Raw genomic sequence first — 11,741 nt, 5'->3', positions numbered from 1 at the left:
TTCTTCAATAATCGGGCGCTTTTCTGAAATAAGGAAAGCGTCTTTCTTCATGAAAAGGGCCATTTATGGAACAAGACTTTAAACAAAACTAGATATCTATGTGAGATTGTGAAGAAATGTACTTAACCTAAATGGCGGGTTACTTCAATAGGAGTACCTCTAGAAGAATGGTTAGAAAATTCACATTTTACAACTTTTACCTTACTTTAAATGGTATATTTAATATATATAAGGAAAAGGGTGAGTAAATGGGAGCCTGGAAGAATCCTATTCTTTTAATATCAGGAATTGGAATTTCATATTTAGGGAACTGGATTTATTTGATTGCACTTAATATTTCAATTCTGAATTTGACTGGATCTGCTGCTGCTGTCGCAGGACTTTATATTATTAGACCTATCGCCATCTTGGTCACTAATACTTGGTCTGGAAGTGTTATTGATCGAGTAAACAAAAGAAAACTGATGATATTTATTGATATTATACGAGGGTTATTGGTGCTTTTAATTCCTTTTATCGGAAACCTATGGATTATTTATATGATTCTACTGTTGATAAATATGGTAGGAGCATTCTTTGGACCAAGTTCATCAGTATATATAACAAAATTAGTTCCATCTGAAAATCGAAAAAGATTTAATTCAATTATGAGCATGACAAGCTCAGGTGCTTTTCTGTTAGGTCCAGCAATCGCTTGAATCTTGATTATGTATGTAGGTACTGAACTATGTATCATCATTAATGCCATTACTTTTATTATTTGTGCGTTCTTCATTTATCTTCTTCCTAACGTTGATGAGAATATTAATAATGTTCGAGACCCAATACGTTTGCGAACTATTTTTGAAGATTGGAAGGTAGTTAGAGAGTTTGCCATGAAAGCTAAATTTTTCATTTTAGTTTACTTATTATTTCAAGGTGCAATGTTAATTGGGTTTGCTTTAGATTCACAAGAGGTAACATTTATTAAAAAAAACCTTCAGTTATCAGATCGAGATTACGGACTTATTGTAAGCATAACTGGTGGTGGTGCTTTAGTTGGTGCGTTTATGTCTGCACTGGTAGCGAAGAAGGTCCAATTAAAAATATATCTAGGAGCTGGGATGTTCTTAACATCAATTGGTTATGTCTTCTTTTATTCTTCATATAACTTTGTAACAGCAACGATTGCATTTGTATTTTTAGGTTTCTTTATGGCATTTGCTAATGCAGGTTACGCAACTTTTTTCCAAAACAATGTACCAGTTAATATTATGGGGAGGTTCGGAAGTATAGCTGATATGTTACAAGGAATGATCCAAATTGGATTTACACTCATTTTAGGCTTTTTCTCTGAATGTTTCTCTTTACAATTCGTATGTATTATATTTTCTGTGGCTGGGACATTACTTGCATTTGTTCTCTTTACGACTATATTAATGCCATCTAAAGCAAATTATTTTAGTGAGAATGCAAAGGTAGTTAATGGATAAGTAAGAAAATGGAGTGATCTTATGGAAAGAAAATATAATGATTTAATAGGAGATATTCTAGATGGAACTGGAGAGAAAGATAACTATAAGCTAGAGTTCAATAAGTGCGAGCCATCTTCAGCAGCCACTGATCTTCAACAATCGGGCGCCATTCTTGAAGAAGGTGTTCTTTTGTATCGGACCATTTTCTTCAATAACATTTGATAAAGAAATATCTTCATCAGAAATGAGAGTTATACTATTTGCTATTTCATGATATGTCTGTTATTCTTAAGAAGAATTATTTTTGTTCTTTTTTCAGATTGAGAATAGATTTTGTTTTTCGTCTAAGGTATTTGAGCAAGGATAGTAACACAATGTGTGGAGATCCACACGAGGAGGCAACAATTATGGAACAAGGTAAAGTTAAGTGGTTTAATGCAGAAAAAGGTTTTGGATTTATCGAGCGTGAAGCAGGAGAAGACGTATTCGTACATTTCTCAGCAATCCAAAGCGAAGGTTTCAAATCTTTAGACGAAGGTCAAAGTGTAACGTTTGAAATTGAACAAGGACAACGTGGCCCACAAGCTACAAACGTTCAAAAAGCTTAATAATAGCAGATGGCAGACCCTAAATGAAGGGTCTGTTTTTTTATTTGCTTAAATTGCTTTTATCTGTATTAAGGGACAGTAGGAGTGCCAATTCAAGATAATATACGGAACAAGAGACTTTATCAACAAAATGAAAGCCCTATTCAATAAATGAATAGGGCTTGTGCAACAATCATGAAACACAATCAGTAATAGTACAAATGGTAGACTAAGTATAGCACACTGTAGTAGTAATCCCTAATTTAACATTTTTATGGGTATTTTTCCTTCTACAATTAAGATTAAGATCATGTTCTAGTTATTCCATTATAGGGCGCGATTGCGAAAAAAAGTAAAAGGGATGATACATATTAGATATGATCATTTGTATTTCACCTAATTTTTTATGACTTTTTACGATTTAGGTCTTGATAACATACGCTAAGACATTATTGGGTAGATAAAACCCTGATTTCCTTTCACTAAAATAAAATTCCCCCTTTCTGTAGATTAACTATACCAAAAAGGGGGTGAGGTCAGGGATATTAGTAATTAGATTTTGGGTCAAATATTTTCTATGTTTTTTGAGTATGAAAGAAAGTTTTTCTCGTTTAACCAAAAAACGGTCGTTTATGGTGAGATGAACTACTCGTAGTATTTTATGTGATGTACCATTATTTGAGATGTAAAAAAAGATAGAACAGCGGTATCATGAATTTGCCAAATTCTTTGTATCTTTTGTCCCAAATGGAAGCATCTCATATATTTTTTCAGCAAGTGCTTGTGGAGACTCCTTTGCCCCTCTTTTAATCCAATCGGTAACAATATTAAAGATACCACCTGCTAAAAACAGGATTTGCATTCTGCTCATGTCATGATTCCGCGTAATATCCGCTTGAAAGACCTTTTCCATTGCATAATTCAAATAATCAAGCAGCATACTAGATATATTTGAACCAATTAACTTTCCTGAGGGCTTCTGTGCAGACATATAGCCCTCTATGATATATTCAATAATTAGCTGCATACTATCATATGGATCTAAACTTTCAACCTCTTTCAAAAATTGTTGAACAATTTCATCCACAGATGCTTGCACGACGTCGTAAACGTTACGGTAGTATTTGTAGAATGTGACTCTGGCAACTCCAGCCTTTTTGCAAATAGCTGTTACAGTTATATCTTGCAGTTTATGTTCATGCAACAGTGCGCTCAAAGCCTCCATAATGTATCTCTGAGAGTGTATACTGTCTTCTCTTGACTTCCTCAAAGCTAACACATCCCTTCATTCTGTTCGTTTTATGTGCAAATCATCACATAGTTCTTGAAATATGGAAATTCCCAGTTATACTTACACATGTAAGTACAATTGTTAGTATGATGATAATGCCATTGTATAAAAGGGCATTATTGCTGTCAATGTGTACCATTTTCTTTGTTTCCTTTTGGCGATTTGCCGCCATTCTGCAAGCTATAAATAGGGAGGGATATTCTATGAATTTATCATATACTTATTAATCTTTTTAAATGAATAATATGTGGTTTTGATGTTTGTGAATTTCTAGATTACAACGTAAGAACAAGACAAATTTTCAATAAGAATAGGGTGAGATTCAATTGGCAAAATATCTGTATAAGTTAGGACATTGGGCAGTAAATCATAGGAAAAAGGTTGTATTAAGTGCGCTCGCAATTCTTATTGCATTAGTGCTTTTTGCAGGCAACATGGGTTCCTCCTTCAGGGATGAGCTGAGCATTCCGAATACACCGGCAGATAAAGCAGGAAAATTAATTGAAAAAGAGTTTAAAGTGATGCAACCAGCAGGTGCCCAAGTAAAAGTGGTATTTCAAGCACCAAAAAACGAAACCTTGGAGTCAGCGGAAGTACAACAGAAAATTGCGGAAGTTCTAGATGAGATTATAAAAGATTCAGCTGTTGATTCTTTGGCAACACCTATGCAGTTGCAGAACCTCAGTAATGATAGGACAATCGGATATGCAGTCGTTACGTACAAAGTGAAAGCGGAAAAGGTCACAAAAGCTTCTAAGGATAAGATTTTAGATAGTATTGAAACAACAAGGGATGCCGGCATTCAAACGGAATTATCAGGAGGCGATATCCAATTTTCTGACTCAGAGACTTCAGGTATGACTGAAATTGTTGGAGTACTTGTTGCCTTCGTAGTCTTGGCATTTACTTTTGTGTCTTTTCTAGCAGCTGGATTGCCGATTCTCACTGCGATAATTGGATTAGCGATTGGAATGCTAGGAATCATGATTGGGACCAATTATGTGGAAATCCAATCTGTTTCCTTATCATTAGCTGCCATGCTGGGACTCGCAGTGGGCATTGACTATGCGCTCTTCATTATCAATCGCTTTAGACAGCAGCTTGCACAAGGAGATTCTATTCCAGAATCTGTTGCCATCGCAACGGGAACAGCGGGAAGTGCCGTAATCTTTGCAGGATTAACTGTTATTATTGGTCTTTTGGGATTGGCTGTTACAAAGATTCCATTCCTGACAGCGATGGGCGTATCCGCTGCCTTTACTGTGCTCGCAGCTGTGTTGGTTTCCGTCGTCATATTACCAGCCATATTAGGACTTGTCGGTCATAAGATTGCCCCATCTAAACAAAATCGATTCTTACAAAAGATGACTGGGGCAGGTAAGAAACACGCTGGTTCAAATAAATGGGGGGAATTTGTCATAAGACGTCCTCTAATTGTTACGATTTTCGCTACCGGACTACTTGCAGTGATTACGATTCCATTTTTCCATATGAACCTTGGCCTGCCTTCGGATGGAACAACAAAGTCCACAGAAACGACTGAAAGAAGAGCATATGATTTATTGACGGAAGCATATGGAGAAGGATTTCATGCCTCTTTAGTGGTAGTGGCAAAATCAGAGGAAGTAGCAGCTGAAACGCAAAATGCTATGAACACCATTGCAAAAGAAGTGGGTAACCTATCTAACGTGAAAAGTGTGACACCAGTAATCCCTGGGCCTTCTGGAAAGATTTATATGATTTCCGTCACACCAAAAACAGGACCAGACGATACAAAGACGAAGGACTTGGTAAAAGCAATCCGGGATAAAACGAACCAGACCGAGAAAGAATATGGAATTGAACTAATGGTAACGGGCACAGCAGCGATGAATATTGATATTGCGCAGAAGCTGAGTGATGCCTTGCCGGTTTTCGCTTCCATTATTGTGGGACTTGCATATGTACTCTTAGTTCTAGTGTTTAGGTCTCTGCTCATTCCATTAAAAGCAGTTTTAGGGTTCCTACTTTCTCTTGGTGCTACGTTGGGAGCCGTGGTATTTTTCGTGCAGGATGGGCATTTCCAAAATATATTTGGTTTCCCTGCTGCCGGTCCGATCTTAGCCTTCTTGCCTGTCATTCTGATTGGCATTCTGTTCGGACTCGCCATGGACTACGAGGTGTTCCTAGTGAGCAAAATGCGGGAGGTCTATACGCATACAGGCGATCCGAAGAGAGCTATTTTAGATGGAATGCTTGAGAGCGGTAGAGTCGTAGTCGCAGCAGGATTAATTATGATTGCTGTATTTATTGGATTCATGTTGGCACCTGATACCATCATTAAATCCATAGGTATGGCTCTTACATTCGGTGTTTTCTTTGACGCATTCGTCGTGAGAATGACAATCGTACCTGCAGTTATGACTCTTATGGGTAAGTCAGCCTGGTACTTGCCAAAATGGCTAGATAAAGTTTTGCCTAACATTGATGTTGAAGGAGAAAGCATTATACAACGCATGGAAAACAAAAGTGAAAAAAAATATATAAACAGAACAGTTAAAGTTAATTCATAGTTGTATTCAGTTAAAAACCGCTTCCCTATAATATTAAAGGGTTCCGTTCTGAGATGCTTTTGTAGTTTTATAAAAAAGATTGATCATTTAAAACAAAGTTCGATTATAAAATCCTGTGTTGATATTATCTTAGGGTCATAATGCTTTAGTATATGAAAATAAAAGGACCGCACATATTATACATATCAAATATGTGCGGTCCTTTGTGGCTTTGAAAAAAATTTCTATCATTTATAAAAAAGTATGATTGTTCATAATGGATTTTTTGTTCCGCAATCGGGCCAGATTGTTGAATAAGAAAAAATGGAAAATGTGAAAAAATGAACTTAACCTATAGGGCAGTTTAAAAAATATAATTTATCAAAGGAGACAGAAGATTTTTAAACTTCCGTCTCTATTGGTAACAAAGGATTACTTTCGTATCCAGATAAGACAATATTTGTTGAGGGCGTCCCATATGACATAGCTTCATCGATAAACTCTTCTAAAGTTTCAATAGAGGCTGTCGCTACTTTTACAATATAACTGATTTCGCCAGCTACTCTGTAGCATTCAAGTACATCAGGATGTGAATGGCAAAATTGAGAGAGATTTTTGCAATCAGATGTTTTAAAAAGAATTAATGCAACAATTGATCGATTAAGGGATTTTAAATTTACTTTTGCATGATAACCTTCAATAACATTCTGTTCCTCTAGCTTTTTAACTCGTTCAGCGACAGCTGGTGCTGATAAATGTACATAAGAAGCAAGCTCTTTTATTGGGGTTTTTGCATTTAATTGAAGATGTTTTATAATTTCATAATCAATAGTGTCCATATAAACCTACCTTTTTTTATAAAGAATTATATAATTCTTAAAAGAAAAAAGTAAGTATATCATAGAAATACTTTTTTAAATGTATGTAATGTTTGCCTCTCGTTTAATAAACTATTATTAAGGGAGGGATTTTTTTGGCAAAAATATTATTATTGTTAGCAAATGGATTTGAGGCTGTAGAAGCAAGTGTTTTTACTGATGTACTAGGTTGGAATAGATGGGAAGGGGATGGTTCAACCGAAGTCGTTACGGCAGGTATTCGCCCTCAGCTACAATGTACTTGGAATTTCCTTGTAACACCTGAATGGCAGTTAGAAGACCTTAATCTAAATGAATTCGATGCTTTGGCAATTCCAGGGGGATTTGAAGAAGCAGGGTTTTATGAAGATGCTTTTAGTCAAAGTTTCCAACAAGTGATTCAATATTTCGATGCACATAATAAACCAATTGCATCCGTTTGTGTTGCTTCTTTAATGATTGCGCATAGTGGCGTATTAAAGAATCGAAAGGCGACGACTTACAATCATCCTACGAGCAAGCGTTTAGCACAGTTAGAGCAATATGGTGTTCAAATAACTAATGAACGAATTGTATGTGATGAAAATATTATTACTTCATCTAATCCAGGTACGGCATTTGAAGTGTCTTTTAAATTACTTGAAATGTTAACTTCACCTGAAAATACTGATAAAGTAAAGGATTTAATGGGCTTTAAATAAGCTAATAGTAGATGAAAAAGTGCTTAGTTAGCTCACTTAATCATTTGGAGAGGAGACCATATAAAAATGATTAAACAAAATGAAATACTAAGTTTTAGCATAACGAAGGTTTCAAAATGTATTCAAAATGGTGAGATATCACCTGTGGAATTAGTTGAGAACTTATTAAATCATCTTGATCAAGTTGACCCAATATTAAATTCATTCATAACGGTAAATCGTGAAGAGGCTATAAAAGAAGCGATTGAAATGGAGAATGAAATAAAACAAGGAAATTACAAGGGACCCCTTCATGGAATTCCAATCGGGATAAAAGATAATATTAATACAAAAGGTATGAAAACTACTTCTGGTTCCGAAATATATAAAGATTATATTCCAGAAAAAGATGCTTTTGTAATTGAACGTTTAAAAGAAGCAGGCGCGGTAATCTTTGGAAAGCATAATACACACGAAGTAGCCTTAGGTACAACGGGAGATCGATCCCACTATGGGGCAGTAAAAAATCCGTACAATACCACTAGAATGACTGGAGGATCAAGTAGTGGCTCAGCTGCAGCGGTAGCGGCGTGTCTTAGTTATGGAGCAATTGGCACAGATGCTGGAGGTTCTATCCGTTTACCGGCTTCTTTCTGTGGAATCGTTGGGATGAAGCCTACATATGGTACTGTAAGTAAGCGTGGTATGTATCCGATATCATGGATTCAGGATCATGTCGGGCCTATGACAAGAACAGTCCATGATAATGCATTAATATTAAATGCCATTTCCGGATTTGATTCAGAAGATCCTGATGCTATCTACCGTAAACCTGAAGATTTTACTAGATTAATTGGTAAAGATATTAAGGGGACATCTATAGGAGTTCCGAGTAATTTTTATTTTGAGGATTTAAATGAAGAAATATCTAAAAAAGTAGAAGAAGCGATAACAATTCTAGAAGCATTAGGAGTAAGGATAACTCGAGTTGCACTTCCGAATATAGAGAAGTTTTTAGATGCACAGCGTGTTATTCTTTCTAGTGATGCATATGCAATTAATAGGGAGGGTTTGGAGGGCTTTCCAGATCTTTGGGATGATGAAGTGAAGGAAAGATTGCTAACAGGACGTTATATAAGAGGATTTGAATATGCAACCGCATTACAAACTCGAAAGTTAGCGAAAAAGGAATTCAATGATGTTTTCGAAAAAGTCGATGTTATCCTAACTCCTACAACATCTATTTTACCTCCTCGTATTAATGAGAGGTTTATTGGAAATGATCAAAATGCTATTGTTGTTCGGCAAATAATCTCAAAACAAACTTCTCCAACAAATTTGAACGGTTTTCCAAGCTTAGCGTTACCTTGTGATTTTTCAAGTGAGGGCTTACCAATTGGAATCCAATTTATAGGTAAGGAATGGGAAGAAGCAAAACTGTATCAATTTGGTTATGCCTTGGAACAAGAGTTGTCATTAACAACAGCAAAACTAAATATAAATCATTTGCCCTAAACGATTGAGGGTTTGAAAAATAATAAAAAACAAATTAAAGAAATTGGTCCTACTTGGAAAAATAGATTGGCAATCAATGGAACGTTATTCCTTCTTTTGCGAATTCTGTATAAAACAACATACTTACAAATAAGGCATAATATCTTTTATTAAGTATGGGAAGGGTGATTTGTATGGCATCTTTAAAGGTTGCTTCAATTTGGAGATATCCCGTTAAGTCGATGATGGGGGAGGAATTAAACACATGTGAGATTGCGGAAAAGGGGTTATTAGGGGATAGAGCTTATGGAGTCATTGATAATGAAACTGGTAAACTTGCTAATGCTAAAAATCCTAAAAAATGGCCAAACATGTTTCAGTATCGGGCAGCGTTTGTTGAACCCACAGAGGAGAATGCTGCAGTTCCTCCGGTAAGAATTACTTTTCCGGATGGTCGTTCGATTATTAGTACAGACGAAGAAAGAAATGAATTGCTTTCAAACAGCTTGAATCGAAACGTTCATTTGTCAACTCCATCCGCAAAAGATGTACAGTTTGAAGGATATATTCCTGAATATATCGAGGAACTTGCCAACAAAGGCTCGATTTTTACAAGAACTTCACCAAAAGACACGTTTTTTGATATTGATATGGTACATATTATTACAACCTCAACTATTAATTACTTAAGGAAACTGGCACCGGAAAGCAGAATTGAGGCACGACGGTTCAGGCCTAATATTATTATTGAAGTTCCAGATACGGAAGCATTTATAGAAAATGATTGGGTGGGTAAAACCTTAACCATTGGTAGTGTACAGCTCAAAATTTCTCAAGAAACAAAGAGATGTGTCATGACAACATTATCTCAAGGAGACCTTCCAAAAGATCCAAATGTACTAAGATCTATTGTGAAAAATAATGCTGGAAGCTTTGGAGTTTATGCTACCGTAGTGAAACCTGGGAAGGTAAGCATCGGAGACAGAATTGAGATTGAGTGAAATACCAAACATGGGGACGGTCCTTGTGTTTACCTAATATTTCCAATATAAAGACTCTGATATTTGTATGGATTTTAAAATGTTACAATTCAAAGGGTGCTTTAATAATAGAAGAATTAATTTATTTTTAAGATGGGGATCATGTTTTAGTTATTCCATTAAAGGGCGCAATTCTTGAAGAGGAATTGTGCTTTTTTCAGTAATCGGGCCATTTAATGGAAGAAGGAATATCAATGACAATTGAATACTTATGGTAATGATAGATAAAGTAAGCGAGTTGCGTATTGTGAGAGGGGTGGGTAATTTGTATTTATACCATATGGTAATAGGTGAAAAAGATAGCGATATATATGTAAGCCCACAAAAACCTATACATAGCTCCTTATCTAGCTAACAATAAAAAGTAATGTGTCACATGTTAAAAAATGATTTAGAACAAGCAAGAAGCCCTTCAGAGTAAAATCTGAAGGGCTTCTCAACATATATGAATCTACTTAAACCTGAAATTGAATATCTGAAGGGGCATTGTTGTTTTATTCAAGTTTAGTGAGGAGCTTTTGTTTGCAGTAGCTTTATCCCCATGCCGATAAAAATCATTCCTGTAATTTTGTTTAAAACCGTTCCTATCTTTTGGTTTCCTCTTAGTTTTTTTGTAACGTAGGAAGAAAAATAAGCAATAAATAGACACCATAACAACCCAGTGATAGTAAAGGTCAGTCCCAGAATGATAAATGGGATCGGTCCCGAATCCTTTGTATCTATAAATTGAGGAAGAAACGCAATAAAAAACAAAGAAACTTTTGGATTCGTAAGACTTGTCAAAAGCCCTTGCACGTATATTTTCCTTATGTTTAGCTTGTTGGTTGCAGCAGCCTGAAAAGCTAAATTTGTTTTATCAATCAACATTCTAATCCCTAAATACACTAAATAAATAACACCAACAATTTTGATGATATTAAATAAGAGAACAGATTTTACAAGTATGATTGATAAACCAAAAGCAACGAACAACGTGTGAGTCAAAGAACCAGTAATAATACCTAAAACAGAATAAACACCTGCTTTTCGGCCTTGTGACATACTTCTCCCGACTATATACATTGTGTCTGCACCAGGAATTAAGTTTAGTAAAATTCCTGTTAATAAAAATACCTCATAATTAATAACTCCATACATATTAAGCACCTCTCTCTATTTTTGGGGTGCCCTTATCGATATTACAGCATGCTGTATGAAAACAAAAGTATTTTTTCATCTTTGTTCGTAAATATTTCTTCTATCCTTAACTACCGATAAAGTGCATTATGGCTCAGTAACAGCGTTGCACAGTCAGTGGCAAAATATTGTTTATAAGTAGGGTATTATCATAAGGATTTAAACAAAATTTGCTTGTATCATCACTTAATACGTACATTAGAGTATTGGTTTTACAGTAACAAAACTGTTCATTTTCGTTACAGCCAATTACCTAATTCCCTTGTAAATTAAGTATTTAGCGTTCATTAAATTGCTTATTGTGGTCTATAGCAGCTTGGCTGGTAGCAGGCCTACTTTTTGAATAAACCACATGCACAACGTTATTAAATCTTTAGCTTGGTACTACTCGTTCTTTAACCTACCTTTTTGGTCAGCTGTTGGAGAGCTTGTAGAGACAAAGATCGTTGTAATACCTGTGAAAAGAGAGTAAGTTCGTTTGAAACCTCACGACACATAAAAAACGTCATACTTTCCATTATATTACAGAAGAAATATCGTTTTTTCGTTTTGGGGGTAATGATTTGCCTTAGCTTGATGGGGATGGGGTTTAGCCCATATTTTGGTTATTCCATTAAAGGGCGCTTTTCTG

At 35.6% G+C, this 11,741-nt stretch carries 9 protein-coding genes and 1 pseudogene; 7 read left to right on the top strand and 3 right to left on the bottom strand.

Annotation, left to right across the window (positions count from 1 at the left end; genetic code table 11):
• Window positions 1-248: 248 nt before the first annotated feature.
• The 3 genes and pseudogenes from V7122_RS12960 (at window position 249) to V7122_RS12950 (ending at window position 2,062) form a co-directional block, all read left to right on the top strand.
• Window positions 249-1,472: pseudogene (locus V7122_RS12960) on the top strand (MFS transporter).
• A 21-nt stretch (window positions 1,473-1,493) separates the two neighbouring features.
• Window positions 1,494-1,676, top strand: a complete 183-nt coding sequence (locus V7122_RS12955) for a hypothetical protein (RefSeq protein WP_335347788.1) — start codon at window positions 1,494-1,496, stop codon at window positions 1,674-1,676.
• Window positions 1,677-1,861: 185 nt separating this feature from the next.
• A complete protein-coding gene (locus V7122_RS12950) occupies window positions 1,862-2,062 on the top strand; it encodes a cold-shock protein (RefSeq protein WP_057998306.1) in 201 nt (66 codons plus the stop codon).
• Between the two features lie 688 nt (window positions 2,063-2,750).
• Here the strand turns inward: V7122_RS12950 and V7122_RS12945 are convergent.
• Window positions 2,751-3,266: a TetR/AcrR family transcriptional regulator gene (locus V7122_RS12945; RefSeq protein WP_335527099.1), complete on the bottom strand. Its 516-nt coding sequence runs from the start codon at window positions 3,264-3,266 to the stop codon at window positions 2,751-2,753.
• A gap of 392 nt (window positions 3,267-3,658) precedes the next feature.
• On the opposite strand from V7122_RS12945, the gene V7122_RS12940 reads away from it, so the two are divergent.
• The gene (locus V7122_RS12940) at window positions 3,659-5,884 is read left to right on the top strand and encodes an MMPL family transporter (protein WP_335347787.1); all 2,226 of its coding nucleotides are present in this window, start codon (window positions 3,659-3,661) and stop codon (window positions 5,882-5,884) included.
• A 380-nt stretch (window positions 5,885-6,264) separates the two neighbouring features.
• Here V7122_RS12940 and V7122_RS12935 read toward each other — a convergent pair whose 3' ends face one another.
• Window positions 6,265-6,702: an Lrp/AsnC family transcriptional regulator gene (locus V7122_RS12935; protein WP_335527096.1), complete on the bottom strand. Its 438-nt coding sequence runs from the start codon at window positions 6,700-6,702 to the stop codon at window positions 6,265-6,267.
• Between the two features lie 134 nt (window positions 6,703-6,836).
• On the opposite strand from V7122_RS12935, the gene V7122_RS12930 reads away from it, so the two are divergent.
• The 3 genes from V7122_RS12930 to V7122_RS12920 all read left to right on the top strand — a co-directional run bounded on the left by V7122_RS12930 (window position 6,837) and on the right by V7122_RS12920 (window position 9,895).
• Window positions 6,837-7,421, top strand: coding sequence for a DJ-1/PfpI family protein (locus tag V7122_RS12930; protein WP_335347785.1), 585 nt, complete (start codon window positions 6,837-6,839; stop codon window positions 7,419-7,421).
• Window positions 7,422-7,487: 66 nt separating this feature from the next.
• Window positions 7,488-8,915, top strand: coding sequence for an amidase (locus V7122_RS12925; protein WP_335355254.1), 1,428 nt, complete (start codon window positions 7,488-7,490; stop codon window positions 8,913-8,915).
• Window positions 8,916-9,088: 173 nt separating this feature from the next.
• A complete protein-coding gene (locus V7122_RS12920; RefSeq protein ID WP_335527094.1) occupies window positions 9,089-9,895 on the top strand; it encodes an MOSC domain-containing protein in 807 nt (268 codons plus the stop codon).
• Window positions 9,896-10,438: 543 nt separating this feature from the next.
• Here V7122_RS12920 and V7122_RS12915 read toward each other — a convergent pair.
• Window positions 10,439-11,071, bottom strand: a complete 633-nt coding sequence (locus V7122_RS12915; protein ID WP_335344785.1) for a LysE family translocator — start codon at window positions 11,069-11,071, stop codon at window positions 10,439-10,441.
• Window positions 11,072-11,741: the final 670 nt, after the last annotated feature.

Source organism: Bacillus sp. JJ1532 (assembly GCF_036965085.1).
In the GTDB taxonomy this organism is placed as follows: domain Bacteria; phylum Bacillota; class Bacilli; order Bacillales; family Cytobacillaceae; genus Cytobacillus.
This window is presented reverse-complemented; position numbering and strand designations above follow the sequence as displayed.